18 protein-coding genes and 3 pseudogenes are annotated in these 17,881 nt (G+C 70.5%); 7 read left to right on the top strand and 14 right to left on the bottom strand.

The window, feature by feature from the left end; translation table 11 throughout:
- Positions 1-70 precede the first annotated feature (70 nt).
- A complete protein-coding gene (locus EV284_RS03645; protein WP_207228898.1) occupies positions 71-424 on the top strand; it encodes a hypothetical protein in 354 nt (117 codons plus the stop codon).
- 34 nt (positions 425-458) lie between these two features.
- On the opposite strand, the pseudogene EV284_RS33650 reads toward EV284_RS03645, so the two are convergent.
- Positions 459-928, bottom strand: a pseudogene (locus EV284_RS33650) (hypothetical protein); the annotation flags it as partial.
- Between the two features lie 967 nt (positions 929-1,895).
- Here EV284_RS33650 and EV284_RS03625 point away from each other — a divergent pair.
- From EV284_RS03625 to EV284_RS03610, 3 genes and pseudogenes are all read left to right on the top strand, one after another.
- On the top strand, positions 1,896-2,555 hold the full coding sequence (locus tag EV284_RS03625; protein WP_130330147.1) for an NAD(P)-binding domain-containing protein: 660 nt from the start codon (positions 1,896-1,898) through the stop codon (positions 2,553-2,555).
- Between the two features lie 62 nt (positions 2,556-2,617).
- Positions 2,618-2,844: pseudogene (locus EV284_RS03620) on the top strand (transposase); the annotation flags it as partial.
- A gap of 583 nt (positions 2,845-3,427) precedes the next feature.
- The gene (locus EV284_RS03610; RefSeq protein WP_347402176.1) at positions 3,428-3,805 is read left to right on the top strand and encodes a DUF6228 family protein; all 378 of its coding nucleotides are present in this window, start codon (positions 3,428-3,430) and stop codon (positions 3,803-3,805) included.
- Here EV284_RS03610 and EV284_RS03605 read toward each other — a convergent pair.
- The 3 genes from EV284_RS03605 to EV284_RS03595 all read right to left on the bottom strand — a co-directional run bounded on the left by EV284_RS03605 (position 3,786) and on the right by EV284_RS03595 (position 6,868).
- On the bottom strand, positions 3,786-5,039 hold the full coding sequence (locus EV284_RS03605) for a sporulation protein (RefSeq protein ID WP_242625547.1): 1,254 nt from the start codon (positions 5,037-5,039) through the stop codon (positions 3,786-3,788). The two genes, EV284_RS03610 and EV284_RS03605, sit on opposite strands and share 20 nt — an antisense overlap.
- Before the next feature lie 454 nt (positions 5,040-5,493).
- Positions 5,494-6,462, bottom strand: coding sequence for an SGNH/GDSL hydrolase family protein (locus EV284_RS03600; protein WP_130330139.1), 969 nt, complete (start codon positions 6,460-6,462; stop codon positions 5,494-5,496).
- A 199-nt stretch (positions 6,463-6,661) separates the two neighbouring features.
- A complete protein-coding gene (locus EV284_RS03595; protein ID WP_130330137.1) occupies positions 6,662-6,868 on the bottom strand; it encodes a hypothetical protein in 207 nt (68 codons plus the stop codon).
- On the opposite strand from EV284_RS03595, the gene EV284_RS03590 reads away from it, so the two are divergent.
- Entirely contained in the window at positions 6,858-7,016 is a 159-nt protein-coding gene (locus EV284_RS03590; RefSeq protein ID WP_242625546.1) for a hypothetical protein, read from the top strand. The genes EV284_RS03595 and EV284_RS03590 overlap by 11 nt on opposite strands.
- 260 nt (positions 7,017-7,276) lie before the next feature.
- Here EV284_RS03590 and EV284_RS03585 read toward each other — a convergent pair whose 3' ends face one another.
- Positions 7,277-8,134, bottom strand: coding sequence for an alpha/beta hydrolase (locus tag EV284_RS03585; protein ID WP_130331045.1), 858 nt, complete (start codon positions 8,132-8,134; stop codon positions 7,277-7,279).
- A gap of 63 nt (positions 8,135-8,197) precedes the next feature.
- On the opposite strand from EV284_RS03585, the gene EV284_RS03580 reads away from it, so the two are divergent.
- Complete coding sequence (locus EV284_RS03580; RefSeq protein WP_130330135.1) at positions 8,198-8,788, top strand: TetR/AcrR family transcriptional regulator; 591 nt, start codon at positions 8,198-8,200, stop codon at positions 8,786-8,788.
- 232 nt (positions 8,789-9,020) lie between these two features.
- On the opposite strand, the gene EV284_RS03575 is transcribed toward EV284_RS03580, so the two are convergent.
- A complete protein-coding gene (locus tag EV284_RS03575) occupies positions 9,021-9,644 on the bottom strand; it encodes a TetR/AcrR family transcriptional regulator (RefSeq protein WP_130331043.1) in 624 nt (207 codons plus the stop codon).
- A 70-nt stretch (positions 9,645-9,714) separates the two neighbouring features.
- Here EV284_RS03575 and EV284_RS03570 point away from each other — a divergent pair, with 70 nt between their 5' ends.
- Entirely contained in the window at positions 9,715-10,107 is a 393-nt protein-coding gene (locus EV284_RS03570) for a hypothetical protein (protein WP_207228897.1), read from the top strand.
- A gap of 23 nt (positions 10,108-10,130) precedes the next feature.
- On the opposite strand, the pseudogene EV284_RS03565 reads toward EV284_RS03570, so the two are convergent.
- The 8 genes and pseudogenes from EV284_RS03565 to EV284_RS03530 form a co-directional block, all read right to left on the bottom strand.
- Positions 10,131-10,289, bottom strand: a pseudogene (locus EV284_RS03565) (diaminopimelate decarboxylase); the annotation flags it as partial.
- Positions 10,290-10,338: 49 nt separating this feature from the next.
- Positions 10,339-11,202, bottom strand: a complete 864-nt coding sequence (locus tag EV284_RS03560; protein ID WP_130330133.1) for an SDR family oxidoreductase — start codon at positions 11,200-11,202, stop codon at positions 10,339-10,341.
- Between the two features lie 275 nt (positions 11,203-11,477).
- A complete protein-coding gene (locus EV284_RS03555; RefSeq protein WP_130330131.1) occupies positions 11,478-12,347 on the bottom strand; it encodes a MurR/RpiR family transcriptional regulator in 870 nt (289 codons plus the stop codon).
- A 59-nt stretch (positions 12,348-12,406) separates the two neighbouring features.
- Positions 12,407-13,732 carry a cyanophycinase gene (locus tag EV284_RS03550; protein WP_130330129.1) on the bottom strand — a complete coding sequence of 442 codons (1,326 nt, stop codon included), beginning with the start codon at positions 13,730-13,732 and terminating at the stop codon, positions 12,407-12,409.
- 56 nt (positions 13,733-13,788) lie between these two features.
- Positions 13,789-15,015 carry a M20/M25/M40 family metallo-hydrolase gene (locus tag EV284_RS03545; protein ID WP_130330127.1) on the bottom strand — a complete coding sequence of 409 codons (1,227 nt, stop codon included), beginning with the start codon at positions 15,013-15,015 and terminating at the stop codon, positions 13,789-13,791.
- Entirely contained in the window at positions 15,012-15,764 is a 753-nt protein-coding gene (locus tag EV284_RS03540) for an amino acid ABC transporter ATP-binding protein (RefSeq protein WP_130331039.1), read from the bottom strand. Before EV284_RS03540 ends, EV284_RS03545 begins: the two co-directional genes overlap by 4 nt.
- A gap of 50 nt (positions 15,765-15,814) precedes the next feature.
- The gene (locus EV284_RS03535; protein WP_130330125.1) at positions 15,815-16,798 is read right to left on the bottom strand and encodes an amino acid ABC transporter permease; all 984 of its coding nucleotides are present in this window, start codon (positions 16,796-16,798) and stop codon (positions 15,815-15,817) included.
- A 2-nt stretch (positions 16,799-16,800) separates the two neighbouring features.
- Entirely contained in the window at positions 16,801-17,745 is a 945-nt protein-coding gene (locus EV284_RS03530; protein WP_242625545.1) for an ABC transporter substrate-binding protein, read from the bottom strand.
- Positions 17,746-17,881 lie beyond the last annotated feature (136 nt).

The following is a 17,881-nucleotide window of genomic DNA, read 5'->3' as shown; positions in this document are numbered from 1 at the left end:
TGTTCAGTTCCCGGAGGGCCGGGGCATCTTTGGCGGCGACCAGACGAACGACCGGGAAAGGACCCTCCCCATGTCCCTTCGCTCTCTCACCCTGGCTGCCGGCGCTGCCGTCAGCGCAGCGGTTCTGCTCGTAGCCGTGCCCGGCTCGGCCAACGCCGCTGGAGGCCAGTTCCGCTACTCCTACACCACCGTGGACGGGTACGAGGCCGTCGGCTTCCTGAACAACCCCGCCAGCGGCCAGTGCATCAACCTCACACCCCCGGCGGCCGACCCCGACTCCGCCTCCCGGGCCCCGAAGAACCACACGAACGCGACGGCCACCGTCTTCCTCGACGCCGACTGCGAAGGCGATACCTACTACGTCCTGCCGTCCGGCACCGGCGCCTCCGACCGCCTGCTTGTGCGCTCCGTCATCTTCTCCTGAGACCACGGCAGTCCGTGCTCGGACACCGGCACGCGTCGACGCACAGCTCGTCGAAGACCTCCACCAGGTGGCCGTTGTCGGTGGAGTCGCTGATGACCCGCTCGAAGTCGCGTCGGGTGTCCCGCACGGTGCTGCCGTCGCGCGAGAGGCCGCGCCCTTGCCGCTGTGGCCAGTAGGGTCGCGGCTCGGCTGCGCGGCGCAGTTCGGCAGCGCGGCTGACGAGTTCTGTCAGCCAGTCACGCTTGTCTGTCCCGCCGCGTTTCCCCAGCCGGAGGTCGTGCTGGCTCACGGGTCGTCTGAGGTGGCGGGATGGTTGGACAGGTCCTCGAAGTCGGCGGCGGCCATGGTGCCGACCAATGCCTCCGTCAACAGCCGGACCGCCTGCTCCTCCCACCACCGGTTCCAGGACCGCAGGACACGCTCTCCCTCGGACGCGAACAGCGTCGCGGGCCAGCGGAGCTCGTAGTTGCTCAGATCCAGACCCGTCGGCACATCATCACCCACCCCGACATGCCTCAACTGGGCAACGGACCACAGAGATTCGCTTCGCATGGTGACCGGTGGAGGCAGCCGTCGTTGGGCACGGCTCTCGCGCACGAGCGTCCGCCCGCCCCGCGGATACGCGAGCGAGCCCCGGCCTGCTGACTGTCGGGGGATCGCGAGCTGTGCGGGTGCGGCTGCTAACGCTCGAAGTCGAGGTTGATCACGTCAGTGATCCCGACCTTCTGGAGGGAGCCGGCGCGGCGACCGCTCTGGAACCGGTGGCGTCGCGAGGAACACACGGACTAGACCAGAGCTATACCGGGCGGCTGCTTCGACATCACCAATGACGGTGCGGGCCAGGCCGGTCATGCTCGCATCCGTCGTTGCCGTGAAGGCAGCGCGTCATCCACACCGCCTCGGCCGCCGAACACACCCTCGGCGATACCGGCGTACGCGAACGATCTCGAAGACGGCCGCGCCCTCATCGCGGTGTCAGCTACGGGCAAGCGCTCCAAGGCGGACCAGGACCCAAGCACGTGGCTGGACGGCGCTGAGCGGGCGGCGCTAGGCGACGTACTGGAGGAGTGCCCGAACGTGCCGGTGACCGTCAGGCTTGCTCGCTGAGGGCAGAACGCGGGCGAGGGTCTACTGTCCCGTGGTCGTGACGCCGGCTGGCTGAATCCGCCGAGCGCCCCGTTGACCATGCACCGGCAAGATCCGCCGCTATAGGAACCCGATCAAGATAGGGCCCCCGGCGAATGTGCGAGACATGGTGCGGGACCCGATCGGTGCCGGAGCTGCCGCGCGAACGGGGGTGAGGGCCGCGTCGGCACCCGGCCGTTGCTCCCCCCTCCCGGCCGGCGCACAGTACGGGCCCGGACTGTGCGCCGTCACCCGCTCGGCGCAGCAGCTGGAATAGGGCCCGGCCCGGTGAGGTTTACCTCGGTGACAGACGCATGCACACGCATGAACATCCGGAGGGTCAGCCATGAAGATCGGCATCATCGGCGCGGGGAACATCGGCGGCAACCTCACCCGGCGGCTCACCGCCCTCGGGCACGACGTCGCCGTCGCCAACTCCCGCGGCCCCGAGACGCTCCGCGAACTGGCCGAGGAGACCGGCGCGACCCCGGTCCAGGCCGAGGACGCGGCCAAGGGCGCCCAGGTCGTGGTCGTCACCGTCCCGCTGAAGGCGGTCCCGCTACTGCCCGACGGCCTGCTGGACGGCGCGGCCGAGGGCGCCGCGGTGATCGACACCGGCAACTACTACCCGCAGCGGGACGGCCGGATCGCGGCCATCGAGGACGAGGGTCTCACCGAGAGCCGCTGGACCGAGCGGCACCTCGGCCACCCGGTGATCAAGGCGTTCAACGGCACCTACGCCCAGGACATCCTGGACCGCCCCCGCCCGGCGGGCGACCCTGACCGCCTCGCCCTCCCGGTCGCCGGCGACGACGAGGCGGCCAAGCGGACCGTCCGGGCCCTGATCGAGGAACTGGGCTTCGACACGGTCGACGCCGGCGGCATCACCGACTCCTGGCGCCAGCAGCCGGGCACCCCGGTCTACGGCCTGCAGGCAGGTGTGGAGGCGGTCCGCAAGGCCCTGGCCGAGGCGTCCCCGGAACGCCCGGCGGACTTCCGGGCCTGAGGGAGCGCCTCCACCCGCCTGAGACGTCGCTTCTGATGGTGCGATCTCTCGTTGAACCGCACATGACGCAGCTGGTCGAGCGGCTGGTGCCAGACGAGTGGTGGTCGCCGTTCCGGCGGGTGGTCCCGCCGACGGAGGTCTTACGCCCGCAGGGCGGCGGCCGCCGACGAGTTGGAGAACGTGCATGTCTGGCGGCGATCATCTTCGCAGCCACCTCGGGTTGCATCTGGCGGCAGTTGCCTCCGGTGTTCGGACCAGCCTGGCCCAACGCCAATCGCCGCTCCCCCGTTAGAGCGGCGGCCAGGTGTGGGCCAGGCTGCGCCGGGTGGTCCTCGACGAAATCGGGGCTTTAGAGGGTGTCCCACGTGGTGAGTTTTGCGCGTTTCTTGTAGCAGGTGAGAGCTGCGGCTAGTCCCCGGAAGGCGAGGAAGTGGCCGCCCTGGGCCGCTCGGTGCAGCCGACGCCGCAGGCCGGCCTTGGTTCACGCGGCGAGCCGGCGGTGCGCGGTGGCTGGCGAGGTGTCGAACGTCGGCGGCAGGTACCGCCGTGCGCAACCACTGGTCAACACGTACACCACCGCCGTGACCACATTCCGGTCCGCCACCGGCATCGTCCCGCCGCCCTGCTGTCTGGGCCTGAAGGGCGGTATCAGCGGGGCGACTGTCTGCCACAGCCCATCGGGGACCAGTTCTCGCGCAAGAACCACAGCCACAGCCCAGCGGACGATCATGCCCCAGACGGCGCCTGGGCCCGTGCCCGGGGCTGCGTGGCGATAAGAACTGGTCGTCGAGTCCCGCGACTTCTAATCTGCTCGAATGATCGAAGGTAGCCCCGCGGTACGTGTAGGAGACTCCGGCCCACGACCGGTCCACCTGCTCTTCTCCGAGCCGGCAAGACCCTTCGGGGACGACCCCACACTCGACTTCCTCGTGAGAGCTCGCGGGCAATGGGTGAGCGTCGAGACCCTGGTGCGGACGTGGGAGGGTGATGGCCTCGACGCCTTCCTCTCCTCACTGGCCGAGGACTTCCGCGGCTGGGAAGGAGCGCGCACCTGGCGCTCCCTGGAACGCGACCTGACGATGTCGGCGGAACACCGCTCGGGCGGTTATGTCCACCTGACGTGGGGCATCCACGACCGGCCTCCGTCCGAGGAGTGGCACTTCGAGACCACCACCGTTCATGCGGCCGGCGAGGACATGCGAACCCTCGCCGCTGAGTTCCACACATTTCTCACGAGTGCGGTCGAGTAGCTGCACCACCACGTGAGACAACCTCTAAGTCCTGACTCGCTAGCGTGAGTTCAGTGCGTGCGCGATGGAGGAGGTCGGCGACGGCACGCTCCCGGTTCCAGGGAGCGAGGGCGGCCGTGACATCGGCGACGTAGTCCAGAGCACGCGCGGAGGCCACGCGGCCGAGGGTGTCGATGGCCCGGTTCCCGAGGACGAGGCCCTGGTCGAGGTTGCCCTCCTGGAGGTGGGTGGTGGCGAGGACGGTCAGGCGCAGGCCGACGGAGCGTGCGAAGTCGGCGGGAGACATGGCGGCCGCCTGGGTGTTCCAGCGCCAGGCCGCACCGGGATTCCGAAGATCCCGGTGGACTTCGACGGCGTCGGCGGAGAGCCGGGCGTGCGTGAAGTACCGAATCCAGGCCGGCTCCTCGGTGTCTGTCTCCGCCTGCTCAAGGCAGCGTTCAGAGGCGCCGAGCGCGGCGGCCGCAGCCCTGGCCTCGCCTGCCTTGGCCTGCGCGCGGGCCTCGACCAGCTTGGCGAATCCCAGGACCCGGTGCCCCGCGCGTCCACGCGACCGGTCGTAGGCACCCTGAACCATGTCGACGGCCTCGTCCGGGTAGCCACGCAGCAGGGTTTGCAGAGCCATGTTGGCCATGACATGGCAGCCGATGTCCACGGCGCCGCCTGCCTTGGCCATGCGCAGCGCTTGTATGAAGTGCCGCTGGGCGATGTCGTGGTGGCCGGTGTCGACGGCGCTCCAGCCCGCGACTCGGGCGAGTTCAGCGGTCACGGAGAACAGGCCACGTCCGATCTCGTCGCTGTAGGAGCCGTGCAGGAGAGGGGTGGCCCGGCGTGCGAGGCATCGGGTGACCGAGCAGGATCGCCAGTTGCCGCCGCCGTATTTGGAGTCCCGGCGCTGCGCCTCCTGTGCGGCCTGCCATAGCTCGGCCAGATCCTCCCGTCCGACGCGCTGGGTGCCGTGGTGCGCTGCGCCGGAGTCGACGGGCACCCCGAGCCAACGGGTGACTGGGGCACCGTAGGCGCCGACGGCGAAGGCGCGGCTGAGGAAGCGGCGACGGCCCAGGTGTTCCACAGTGCTCCAGAAAGTGACGGCATTACGCACGGCTCCGGCGGTGTCTCGCGCGAAATCCAACCGCAGATCCTCGGCGTTCTCTCGCACGGTGCTCATGCCGATCTCGGCGGCATCGAGCGGCCGACCGAGACGTTCGGCCAGCGCACGGGCGATGAGGGAGGGCACCGGGTTCAGACTGCCCGACGCCGGGAGCAGCAGAGTAGGCCCAACGCACGTACACAGGCAGCGGTTTGCGAGTTGTGAGCCCCCTTGTGAGCCTGCACAGTCCCAGGACTGCGGGCGTCTCCCAGTGCCGTCCCACCGGCCAGCCGGCACAGGAGACTCCATGAGCCCCACTCTGCTCACGCCCGCACCCGAGACCCTCGTCGACGAGCTGACGCCGGCCTACTACCTCGCCGGGGACCAGCTCGCTGCGTAATGGATGACGAGCCCATCGAGGTCACGCAGCAGCTCGTACACGGGTGCCCCGAGGCCGGCGGCGTCGGCACCTCGTCACGCATGGGCCGACGCCGCCGGAAGCCCCGAGCACCGCCCCCCTGCCCGGTCCGGCCCGGCGGCAGCGATGACAGCCGGTCGCCAGTCCTGCGGGATCACCCCGAGGGGAGCGGTCGGCACCGGCTCAGCTGATGGCGTTCAGCATCGCTTCTTCCACGTGGTCGGCGGCGTTGCGGTGGCCGAGAGCGTTGGGGTGCACGAAGGACAGCTGGTCGGGGAGGGTGACGATGCCTTCGACCCACTTGGCGTCATCGCAGACGCTGTGGTTCCGGGACGAGGCGTAGAGGTCGACGAAGTCGGCGACATCCTGGGTGCCGGTCGAGTCGCCGATGGCCTTGTTGAGGGGCTCCAGGACGTCTTCGCGCAGCCAGGTCAGGTCGCCCGGGGTGATCGTGCCGAACTTCGTCAGGTCGCCGTAGCCGCACTTGGAGACGTCACTGGGGACGATCGTGGGGTAGCCGACGGCCAGGATCTTCGCCTTGGAGGCGCGCTCGTGGAGCACGGTGAGCATCTGATCGTAGTCCTGGCGCACCTTCTTCAGCCGGGCCGGGATGCCGGCGGCAAGGGCGTCCTTGCACGGTGTGCCCTCGTCGCCGCTTTCACCGCCCAGCTGTTGGCACTTGGTGAGGAGGTCGGCGAAGCCGAGGGTGTTTCCGCCCGCGCCGACGGTGATGACGTCGGTGTCGGGGCCCACGGCTACGGACTGCGGGGGTACGGCGGGGAAGGGGTAGTCGGGGTCCTCGGAGAAGGGCGGCAGGTGACGGCCGATCGGCGCCTGGGGCGTGGAGGTGACGTTGTCGATGGTGGCGGCGCCGCAGCTGACGTTGGTCAGCTCGAAGAGGCCGCCGAGGTCGCGGTCGATGACCTGGGGGTAGGACCGGTCGGTGCGCTCGCAGCCGTCGCGCGGGATTTCGAAGGTATGGCCGGCGGCCCGGATGACTCCGGCGGTGTAGGAGTCACCCAAGGCGACCCACTGGCGCTCATCCGCAGCGGAGGCGTGCGGGGCGCCGACGAGCTGCGAGGGCAGAACGGCTCCGGCGGTGAGGGCCGCGGCAGAGCCGAGCAGAGCGAGACGGTTACGGAAGCGTGCCACGACATCTCCAAGGTGGGGGGACGAGTCCGCCTTGACCGTATACGCAGAGTGACTGATTAGACCGGTTTCGGCACGCTAAGTATTCTTTTGGGGCGCTGCTGCCGATGCTCACCTGCTCCCACCAGCGGTTCTACGCCCACAACTACTTCGGCCAGCACCCCGGAAACTCATCGACTGGAGTTCCCGGAGCGGTCTCGGCTCAGTTCCCGGCACCCCCCAACTCCTGCTGTGCGCGGGCCAGTACGGCCGCCGTCACGACGAGAATGGCGTCGACCAGGCCGAGATATGCCAGCGGGGGCAACCAGACGGCCGCGAACCCTACGACGATCAGGGCGCCGGAGGCGAAGAGGCGTGGGGTCCAGGCTCCCTGGGCGCTGGCGCGGTAGAACCAGGCCGTGGTGGCCAAGTGGAGCACGGGGCCGCCGAAGAGGACCCTCCGCGTCGTCGAGGGCGGCACCCACATGGACTTCTACGACGTCCTCAAATACGTCGACCAGGCCGTCGCCGAAGCCGTCCCCTTCTTCACCCGGCACCTGGCCGCCGCGCAGAACTGACCCTGTACCCGTGTCGCGCCAGGAGGTCCGGGACGGCAACCACGACCTGCGGCAGGTTCGTGGACACGGCCTTCGGGTGCGGGTGGCTCTCCACGTGCTCCCGTGCGCTCGTCCATGCCGAACGGGATCACCGTGGCCACCGGGCCGAAGTACTCCTCCTGAGCGCCGGCCATGTCGTGGGGGGCGCCCGCGAACGAGGTCCGGGGACTTGCCTCCCTGCTCCACGTGGGCAGAGTCGGTTCCGCCCGCCGCCCCCGCACTCACCGGACGTGCCGGACCGGATCCGCTCCGGTCTGGATCAGGAAGTCGGTGAGCACGCCGGCGAGCCGTTCCGGCTGGTCCTCGGGGATGAGGGTGGAGGAGTCGGCGATCTCGACCAGCCGGCCCTGCGGGTACAGCTCGGCCAGCCGGGGGCCGTGCTCACGCGGCATCAGCCGGTCCTCGGTCGCCCAGACGACCAGTACCGGGCGGTCGAAGGCCCGCAGTCGCTCGCTCCAGGCGAGCAAGGTCTTGCGCCCAGGTGCCCCGGTGGCGAATTTGGCGAAGTCCCTGCGGATGGCTCCGCTGCGGGTGGCGGGAGCGAACCAGTCGTCCAGGATCTCGTCGGGAACCCCCCGCAGGCTCATCCCGCCGTATCCGCCCCGGTGGTGGCGGAAAGCGGGAACGCGCATGAGCCGCGTCAGGAGCCAGACGCCGCCGGGAACCCTGCTCACCTGTGCCAATGCCTTGGCCGGCCCCGGAGGAAAGTTGTCGAAGGCCTCGCATGCCACCAGCACCAGGCGCGCGATCCGCTGGTCCCGCCCTTCCGACACCAGGAACTGGCCCCCGCCCCAGTCGTTGAGGACGAGCGTCACCTGGTCCAGACCGAGTCTCTCGATGAACTCGCCCAGGAGCCGGGCGACACCGCGCTGAGACAGGTCGGCATCCGGGTTCATCGGCTGACGGTGACCGCCCAGAGGCAGCGTGGGCAGGACGCAGCGGTATCCGTCCAGCAACGGGACCACCTTGCGCCACTGGGTCTCGTTCATCGGCAGACCGTGGCCGAACACCAGCACCGGCCCCTCACCGCCGGTGTCCTGGTAGTCGATCGGTCCGGACGACAGCACGATCCTCGACACTTCCACCCCCGACTTGATAGATCGTTCTACTGTAATCTTGTCGGAGGAAGGGGGTGGAAGGCAATGGGAAAGCCGGACACGCGAGCCAGGATCCAGGGCGCCGCCGCGACACTGTTCCGTCGGCACGGTTACGCGGCCACCGGCCTGAAGCGCATCGCGGCGGAGGCGGACGCACCGTTCGGGTCGATCTACCACTTCTTCCCCGGCGGGAAGCAGCAACTGGCCGAGCACATGATCCGAACGTCCGGACCAGCGTACGGACGACTGGTCCTGGATCTGCTGGGCAGCGTGCCGGACCCGGCGGAGTCCCTCGTGCACGCATTCGAAGCGGCCGCGGACGACCTTGCGGCGGCCGACTACGCCGACGCGTGCCCGATCGGGACGGTGGCCCTGGAGGTCGCGAGCAGCAATGAGGTGTTGCGGATCGCGACGGCGGAGGTCTTCGAGGAGTGGGTCGGCGCGGCGACGGGGTGGTTCGGGCACTGGGTGACTGAACCGGAGACGGCACGGTCCCTCGCGTACTCGACGGTCATGATGCTGGAGGGGGCTTTCATGCTCAGCCGGGCCGCCCGCGACCCGGCACCGCTGCGGGTGGCGGGAAGATCGATGGCCGAGTTGTTGCGCACAGCCATCGACCGGGCCGGCGACGACTGAGTCCGAGCATGGAGGGCATGGAGGGGCGTGCGACCTCGTTCGGACATTGGCGGGTCCCGGTGTCAGGCCGGAGCCGTGCGCCGAGACGCTTGTCCTCACTCCAGACCGAGGGCACCTGCGCCGGGCCCGGACGGTCCCTCAGCCGGACGCCCGCCCAGCACGATCACAGGCCCCTGAAGCCGCGGCACGTCGGATCGCACTCGTCGTGGCCACCAGTTCTTCCGCGGCGCCGTCACGAAGGGTGCGCGTCGTGATCGATGAGGGACAGGCCGGACACCAGGGCGCGAGCGGTGGCGGCGAAGTACTCCTCGTCGGCACCAGGGGCCAGGCCGAGGGGGACGCCCTGGCCGAGGCCGACGAGCAGCGCCCTGAGAGCGGTGGTCAGACGCTCTGCCTGACGCGACGTCACAAGCCCTCCGTCGTGGACCCTTCCTGTGAACAGCGCGATCAGATGGTTCTCCTGCGACCGGATGGACGTGGCGAGCCGGGACCCCAGCTCTGGGTCGTGGAGGGCCATGTCCAGCAGGGTGATCTGGAGCGACAGGCGAGACAGCGCGTCGGGACCGTCACAGCTACGCCGGTAGTACCGCGCAAAGGCGTCCACCGCTTCAAGCAGATCCAGTCCAGCGGGGACCGCGCGCTCGACCTCCTCGTAGTGCGGCCGCAGGTAGTCGGCCACGAGGGCGACCACCAGGCCGTTCTTGCTCCCGAACAGTGAGTAGACGGCGCCCGTGGTCAGACCGGCGCGATCGGCGATCTCGTCGAGCCTGGCACGGTGCCCGTCCCGGGAAACGACCTGGAACGCGGCGTCCAGCAAGGCCCGCCGGTTGCGTTCCTTGCTCTCCGCTCTCGTCATTCTCATAGCTTGATTATTGCCGTAATCTCGTTACGAGAAAAGTCATGACGAGTCTTCAAGGAGGATGCTCATGGCCCAGGTTGCGGCGTCGCGGGTGAACCGCCGGACGATAGGTGCCCTCGCCGATGGCGCCTTCAAGGTGTTGCTCGCCGTGGTCTGCATCGCCGGCGCTGCCCCGCTGGGTCGGTTGCTCGGCACGGCACCCTGGCTGATGGTCGTCTCGGGGCTGGCCCTGCTGATCGGCGGCGGCGTCGAACTCGGATACTCGCGCCGCCGGTCGATGCGCACTTACACGCAGCTCATGGTGGCCTACGACATCGGCTGGGTACTGGCAGCCGTGGTCGGCCTCCTGATGGCGTGGCAGGGCAGCGGTGCTGGGGGTGAGGTCTGGATGGGGTACCAGACAGCCGCCCCCCTCGTGTTCGCCGGGCTGCTGGTCGCCGGGCGGCCCACCATGTTGTAGTCGGATGCCATGGAGAGGTGCTAGGCGCCGGCGACCGGCACGGCGAGCAGGTCGCCGGGGCGGATGTCGGCGGGGAGTGCCGCGTCCGCCGCCAGGACGTCGCCCGCTTCGCAGTGCCGGCCGACCACGGTGGCCCGTGCCGTGCGGGCGGTGCCGAGCCGGCCGACCAGGCGGGGGCGGTACGGCGCACACCATGGTGAGCCCAGGCCGGGACCTACACCGCGGAGGCCCTTACCTCACCGGCCCCGGCACGGCGGCCGTCACCGGCGGCTCGGGGGCGCCCGTCACGAGGGTCCGGGCGGTCTCCAGTTCCTTGCGGGCGGCCTCCTCGACCAGTTCCAGGAAAGCGAACGCGTCGGCCCCGACCGGCACCCGCACGGGTGCGGAGTCCGCTGCCACCAGGCGCAGCAGCAGAGCGGCGAAATCCTCGGGCCGGCCCAGCGCGGGGTTGTCCTCCATGTCCCGCAGGCCCGAGCGCATGTCCCGCGTGATGCCCTCGTACGCCGGGATACGCGTCACGGCCTCGGTCAGGGCGGCACCGTAACGGGTGGCGAAGCCGCCGGGCTCGACCGCGCTCACCCGGATGCCGAACGGTGCGGCCTCCGCCGCGAGCACCTGGCTCATGCCCTCCAGGGCGTACTTGCCCGCCACGTACGCGGACAGCCCCGGGAACCCCGTGCGTCCGGCGAGCGAGGAGACGTTGACGATGTGGCCCGAGCCCTGCGCGCGCATCAGCGGGAGCACCAGCCGGGCGAGTCGCCACGGAGCCACCGTGAGGATCTCCAGCTGTGCCCGCAGCTCGTCGTCCGTCACCTCCTCCACGGCCCCGAACAGGCCCGCTCCCGCGTTGTTCACCAGCACGTCCACCCCGCCGAAGCGGTCGACCGCGTGCTCCACGGCAGCCTCGCACCGCGCGGGATCGCACACGTCGAGGGCGAGGGTCGTCACCCGGTCCGGGAACCGGGACGCCAGTTCCTCCAGCACGGCGGGCCGGCGGGCCGTCGCGACCACCAGGTCCCCCGCACGCGCGGCGGCCTCCACCACAGCCCGTCCCAGTCCCGTGGAGCACCCCGTGACCAGCCATCTTCGCGTCATACGTCCCCCTTGTGACAGCCCCCACGGAGGCCCTCGCATCAGCCCACGTGCCGGTCGCTCCCCCACCCACTCGCGCAGGGCTCACTCCGTGCACGCGGCCGAAGGCGGTTGCCGTCCGCCCGCGTTGATGGTGGCAGCTCGCGTATCCGTCCGCAGGAGCGCACGAGGCGTGAACCAGGGGGCGCGTCCGGGCACTCGACGCGCGCTGAGGGTGGGCCCCCCTCCGGCCGAGGCTGCCGCGAGCAGCTCAGCGTCTTCCGATCACAAGACCCGGCCTAGGCGAGCAGACCCGTGGCCCGCGCCAGCCGTTCGCCTTCCTTCAGGCGGGCGTGGGCCTCCTCGCCGAGGGTCTGCACCAGGCCCGCCACTACCGTCTCGATCACAGCCATGGTCGGCACCAGGCTGTCGTACGGGGAGGGGGCGGACACCTGGGCGGCCAGCACCACCTCGGAGTGGGCGGCGACGGGCGACAGCCAGGGGTCGGTGAAGAGGACGACCCGGCCGCCCCGTTCGTGGAGCAGCTGGGCGAGCGCCGCCTTGTCCGGCTCGTAGCGCCGGTAGTCGAAGACGACCAGGACGTCACGGCGTCCCCAGCTCGTCATGGCCGCGGTCCGCTCGACGGCGCGCTCGGACAGCACCGAGACACCGTCGCGCAGCTGCATCAGGTGAAGTGCCAGGTACTGGGCGAGGTGGGCGGTGAAGCGGCCGCCGGTGAGCGTGATCCGTCGTTTCGGGTCGCCGAGCAGTTCGACGGCGCGCTCCAGGTCGTGCGGCGGCAGTTCGTCGTAGGTCTGCGCGAGTGCCGCCGTGAAGACCCGACGGCCCTGATCCAGCAGGCTCTCCTCACGTTCCTGCTCGCTCGCGGCCCGGCCCGACGACTCGTACAGGGACAGCGGAGAGGCGCTGCGCTCCTCGAGCTCCGCGCGCAGGCCGGACTGGAAGTCGGGAAAGCCCCGGAATCCGAAGCGGCCCACGAACCGCAGCACCGTCGGGGCGCTGACGCGGGCCCGTTCGGCCACGACGGCCACCGTCTCGAAACCGGCGGCGGGGTAGTCGGCGAGGAGCACCCTGCCGACCCGGCGCTCCGCGGGGCTGAGTTCCCCCAGCTGGTGGCGGATCTGGTCGGCGAGGGTGCCCTTGGCCATGGAACGTTCCTTTGCGGGGTGAGCGGTGCGTCGAGACTAGCGTCGTGCGCCTCGCCGGGTCAGCCGGTGCCGGCGTCGGAGTCGATGTCCAGGCGCAGGTCCAGCAGCGTCTGCGGCGTGGTGCCGTCCGCGCTGAGCGGGCGGAAACCACGGGGTTCGGTCAGGGTGACGGTGAACCGGGGGCCGCTCTCGAAGGTGGTCGCGGTGGCGGTGCGACGCGTGGAGGCAGCCAGTGCGCGGGCCGTGGTGCGCAGGCTGTACGGCCTGCCCGCGGCGTTGGCGGCGGAGTGGAAGACGTCCGTGTTGAGCGGCACCGCTCCGTGCGAGTCCGGGACCAGCCGGTCCTTGCCCGGACTGGCCACGGTGCCTGTAGCGGGGTCGTAGCTGTCTCCTGATGTCAGATAGCTGTAGCGGGCGTTGTGCAGGTGCCAGCCCGCCGGCCCTTCTCCCGCTCGGGCGGCGGAGAGGTTCAGGACGCTGACGCCCTGGCTGCCGATGACACCCACCCGCTCGTGTCCGCTGCCCGGACGGTCGACGACGAGGGCCGTGTCCTCGTCGAGGGCGTAGACGAGGTCGTGGCCCGTGTCGGCGGCCAGGCGCAGCGCACGTCCCTCGCGGCCCGTGGTCCCGGTGTGGGTGTCGAGCAGACCCGAGCGCAGGAAGCCGAATCCACCGCGGGGCAGATAGCCGAGGACGGCCGGGTCGTCGAAGTACCCGGGTCTGCTGCCGTCCCGCAGCGCGGGATAGGAATCGCCTCCGGTGACCATGTCGGGGCCGGAGGCGATCTGGGCGCCGGCGCTGGAGCCGGAGACCACGGCGCCCTCGGTCAGCTTGGCGCGGATCGCGGCGAGCACCTTGGAGTCGGTGTGCCGTGCGCCGTGCAGCAGCGTGGTGACGTACCGGTACTGGTCACCGCCGCCGAAGAAGAACCCGGTCATCGAGTCGATCTGCCTGACCACCGCGTCGGAGTCGGCGTTGGCGACGTGGTCCAGGTCCACCGGGATCCACTGGGCGTCCCCGGCTCCGTGGCGCCGGAAGAGATCGGCGTAATAGGCGCCGTTGCACTCGGAGTTGCTGCACTTCTCGGGGTCGCCCGCGTCCGGGTCCCGGCTGGCGGGCACGGACGCCGCGGTCAGGATGCCGATGCGAGCGTGTCCTGGGCCGCCCGCGCGGCGGACGATCTCCCCGTACACCTGCGTGTTGTCGTCCTTGAGGCCCCCGCCGACCAGGACGAGGGAGCCGGGACCGTGGTGCGAGGGCGCCGTACCGGACGGGGCGGCGGGGGCCGGGTTCGCGCCGATCACGCCGAGGCAGACGGCGATACCGGCCGCGCCGAGGATGCGGCGGACGCCGTGCGGCGGACGGTGCTTCGAAGGTGTGCTCAATCGCGGTGTGCTCCTTGGGAGAGGGGTGGGCTGGGCCGGCCGCACGTGCGGTCGGGTCACAGGCGCGGGCCGTCGTGGGTGTCGCCGACCTCGGTGATCAGGGCGGCCAGGAGGGCGACGCGGGCGGGAACCGAGGACACGTCCAACCACTCGTCGGGGCCGTGGTCCCCGCCGCCCACGGGGCCGAGTCCGTCCAGGACCGGGGTACCGGTCCCGGCGATGATGTTCGCGTCCCCCACGCCGCCGGTCGCGGCCGCACCGACCCGCAGCCCGAGCGCGGCTGCGACCCCGAGGGCCGTCTCGGCGAGGCGGCGGACCGGTGCCGTGTCCTCCATGGGCGGGCACACGTCGGCGACCTCCACCACCGTGCGGGTGCCGGGAACCGACGGGGTACGGGCCAGGTCCTCGACCGCCCTGCGGCACTCGTCGAGGCCGTGTGCGCTCGACGACCGGATCTCGACGTGCAGCTCCGCCTCGGCGGGCACGATGTTGGGCCGTGAACCGGACCGCAGCACGCCGACGTTGACGCTCGCGTCCGGGAACCGGCCGTTCAGGGCCTGGAGAGCGACCACGAGGTGGGCCGCGGCCAGGGCGGCGTGGGCGCCCCGCTCCGGTTCGATCCCGGCGTGCGCGGCGCGGCCGGTGACCGTGACGCGGAGATCGGCGACGCCCTTGCGTGCGACGACCAGGTCACCGTTCTCCCGCGCGCACTCCAGCGCGAGCGCGCAGTCGGCCTCGGCCGCGGCGGCCTCGGTCACCGGGCGGCTCACCGGTGACCCGATCTCCTCGTCGGGCGTCGCCAGCAGGACGAGTTCGGCGTACTGGTCCCAGCCGAGCGCGTCGAGCGCGTCGATGGCATGTATGCCGGCGAGGAGCCCGCCCTTGTCGTCGCTGACGCCGGGGCCGTACGCGTGACCGCCCCGCACGGCGAAGGGACGCGCCGCCGCGGTCCCGTCGTCGAACACGGTGTCCATGTGGCCGGCCAGGAGAACCCGGCGCGCGCCGTCCACGTGCGCGAGCGCGCCCGCCCGGCGTGCCACGAGCACGTCTCCGGCGGCCTGCCCCGTGGGCAGCGTCCCACCGGACAGCCGCTCCACGGTGAAGCCGAGCCCGTGCATGCGGCCCTCGACCCAGTCGGCGACGCGGTTGACGCCGTCGGCGCTGTACGAGCCGGAGTCCACCGCGACCAGCTGGGCGAGTTCGTCGAGATAGCGGGGCAGGGAGGTGCGGGTGTGCGCCACGAGGCCGTCCGCGGTGGGACGGCCGGCGACCGGGGCGCTCACAGGACCTTCGACAGGAAGGCACGGGTGCGCTCCCGCTGAGGGCGCGTCAGTACGTCCCGCGGATGACCCGCTTCCACCACGACTCCGTCGTCCATGAAGACGGCGGTGTCGGCGACCTCGCGGGCGAAGCCGATCTCATGGGTGACCACCACCATGGTCATGCCGTCCTCGGCGAGGGACCGCATGACGTCCAGCACGTCACCCACCAGCTCCGGATCGAGCGCGGAGGTCGGCTCGTCGAACAGCATGAGCTGCGGCTTCATGGCCAGTGCCCGGGCGATGGCCACACGCTGTTGCTGACCGCCGGACAACTGGGCGGGGTGATGCCGCGCCCGGTCGGCGAGGCCCACGCGGTCCAGGAGCTCCATCGCCTCCTCGCGGACCTGGGCTCGCTGACGACGTGCCACCCGTACGGGCGCCTCGGTCACGTTCTCCAGGGCGGTCAGATGCGGGAAGAGGTTGAAGCGCTGGAACACCATGCCGATCGAGCGCCGGTGCTCGGCCACCTCGCGTTCGCGCAGTTCGTACAGGTTCCCGCCGCGTTCGCGGTAGCCGACGGGCACTCCGGACACGGTGAGGCGGCCGCCGTCGATCTTCTCGAGGTGGTTGACGCAGCGCAGGAAGGTCGACTTGCCTGATCCGGAGGGGCCGAGCAGGCAGCACACCTGACCGGGTCCCACGGTCAGGTCGATGCCCTTGAGCACCTCCAGGCGGCCGAAGCTCTTGCGCACACCCTCGGCGCGCACCATCGGCTCGGCCGTGGCCGGCGTGGCGCCGTGCGCGGTCGGTGAGGCGGTCGTCATGCCGGGTCCTTCGTGGTCTCGTTCATGTCGGGCCGGGCGGTCGCGGGCTTGCGGGCGAGGAGACCGCCGGAGACCAGGCGGGCCAGCGGCGACACCCGGCCGGCGGACTGCCCGCGGCCGTAACGGCGCTCCAGCCACGCCTGAGGCAGGCTCAGCAGACTGACGAGGGCCAGGTACCAGAGGCCGGCGACCGTGAGCATCGGGATGACCTGATAGTTCTGCGCGTACACGTCCTGGATGTTCGACATCAGGTCATGGGCGGCGATCACCGATACCAGCGCGGTCATCTTGAGCATGTTGATGGTCTCGTTGCCCATCGGGGGGATGATCACCCGCATCGCCTGCGGCAGCACGATCCGGCGCATGGTGAGGGCCGGCCGCATGCCGAGCGAGTGGGCGGCCTCGGTCTGTCCCGGATCGACGGACTGGATACCCGCGCGCACGATCTCGCTCGCGTAGGCGGCCTCGTTGAGCCCCAGTGCCAGCAGCGCGGCGACCGAGGGGGTGAGAAGGGCGTTGGTGTCCCCGCTGAAGAAGGTGATGCCGGTGAACGGGACACCGATCAGCACCTTCTTGTAGAGGGCGGCGGCGTACCCCCAGAAGATGATCTGGACGAGCAGCGGCGTGCCCCGGAAGAACCAGACGAACAGCGTCGACAGGCCGTACAGGACCGGATTCCGCGACAGGCGCAGCACGGCGAGCAGCGTGCCCAGCACCAGGCCGAGCGCCATCGCGGCCGCGGTCAGCCACAGCGTGGTGGCCAGGCCGTCGAAGATCAGCCCCTCGAAGAGGTAGTCCCCGACGAGGTCCCAGTGCAGGTTGGCATTGCGGGCGAGCGAGCCGAGGAGGCCGCCGACGGCCGCCAGGGCGGCGAGCGCCGCGATCCAGCGGCCCCAGTGCCGGATCGGCACGATCCGCGGCTCGTGGGGAGGCGGGGCATCGGTGCGGGGCGTGCCCGTGGTGACGGAAGCGGTGGTCATGATCAGTCCACCGCCGCGTTCTTCGTGGCGCTCTTCAGGGCGATCGACGCGACGCCGTACTCGGCGTAGATCTTCTTGACGGTGCCGTCGTCGATGAGTGACTGCAGCGCCTTCTGTATGGCGTCGGTCAGCTGCGGCAGCTTCTTGGATATCGCGATGCCGTTGGGCGAGGCGTTGTAGCCGCCGGGCGCCTCGGGGTCCTCGACCAGGTCGAAGGCGTTGCCCGCGTCCGCGGCCTTGGCGGTCCAGCCCGCGGCGGGCTTCGTCAGGACCTCGGCGTCCACCTTGCCGGAGCGCAGGGCCAGTTGGGCGTCGGAGTCCTTGGGGTACGTCTGGATCTCCAGTTGCCTGCCACCGCACTCCTTCTGGTGCGCCTGGAGCAGCTTCAGCTGGTTCGTCGCGGCCTGCACGGCGACCTTGCGGCCGCACAGGTCGTGCAGCGTCGCGATCTTCTCGGGGTTGCCCTCGGAGACGAGGATTCCGGACCCCGACTGGGAGTAGTCGACGAAGTCGACGACCTGCTGACGTTCCTTGTTGTCGGTGATCGCCGACATCGCCGCGTCGAACTTGCCGGCCTGGATCGCCGGGACGATGCCGTCGAACTTCTGCGGGGTGAACTTGAGGGTGACGCCGAGCCGGGCTCCCAGGGCCTGCCCCAAGTCGTAGTCCAGGCCAGTCAGTTCGCTGCCACCCTCCTTCACGAACATCTCGAAGGGTGCGTAGGGCACGTCGGAGGCCACGCGCACGGTACCCGTCTTCCTGACGGCGTCAGGCAGCGAGGCGTGCAGCCGCGCGTCCTTCTTCACGGTGACCCCGGCGATCTTCAGCGCGGCGGGGGCTTGGCCGCCCGTCGCCTCGGAGTCGTTGCCGCATGCTCCGAGGAGGCAGACGAGCGCGGTGGCGGCAACGGCCGGAGCGAGGTGGCGCGATGCGGATCTGAAAGTCACGGAGGTCTCTCTTCGCTTGCGGCGGGGCCGGCGGGCGGTACGAGCACGGAAATTACATGGCGCCGACAGAGCTGCATAGATGTAATGACCGTCACGTTCGGGTAACGCGCTGCATGGGCCTGCCCGAAGCGGCATA

It is taken from the genome of Streptomyces sp. BK022 (assembly GCF_004217355.1).
GTDB classification, from domain to species: Bacteria; Actinomycetota; Actinomycetes; order Streptomycetales; family Streptomycetaceae; genus Streptomyces; species Streptomyces griseoluteus.
This window is presented reverse-complemented; position numbering and strand designations above follow the sequence as displayed.

Bases quoted from the DNA above. Each gene is read 5' to 3' on its own strand.
- EV284_RS03645 (WP_207228898.1), top strand. From the start codon at position 71: ATGTCCCTTCGCTCTCTCACCCTGGCTGCCGGCGCTGCCGTCAGCGCA.
- EV284_RS03625 (WP_130330147.1), top strand. From the start codon at position 1,896: ATGAAGATCGGCATCATCGGCGCGGGGAACATCGGCGGCAACCTCACC.
- EV284_RS03580 (WP_130330135.1), top strand. From the start codon at position 8,198: ATGGGAAAGCCGGACACGCGAGCCAGGATCCAGGGCGCCGCCGCGACA.
- EV284_RS03575 (WP_130331043.1), bottom strand. From the start codon at position 9,644: ATGACGAGAGCGGAGAGCAAGGAACGCAACCGGCGGGCCTTGCTGGAC.
- EV284_RS03570 (WP_207228897.1), top strand. From the start codon at position 9,715: ATGGCCCAGGTTGCGGCGTCGCGGGTGAACCGCCGGACGATAGGTGCC.
- EV284_RS03560 (WP_130330133.1), bottom strand. From the start codon at position 11,202: ATGACGCGAAGATGGCTGGTCACGGGGTGCTCCACGGGACTGGGACGG.
- EV284_RS03555 (WP_130330131.1), bottom strand. From the start codon at position 12,347: ATGGCCAAGGGCACCCTCGCCGACCAGATCCGCCACCAGCTGGGGGAA.
- EV284_RS03540 (WP_130331039.1), bottom strand. From the start codon at position 15,764: ATGGTGCGCGCCGAGGGTGTGCGCAAGAGCTTCGGCCGCCTGGAGGTG.
- EV284_RS03535 (WP_130330125.1), bottom strand. From the start codon at position 16,798: ATGACCACCGCTTCCGTCACCACGGGCACGCCCCGCACCGATGCCCCG.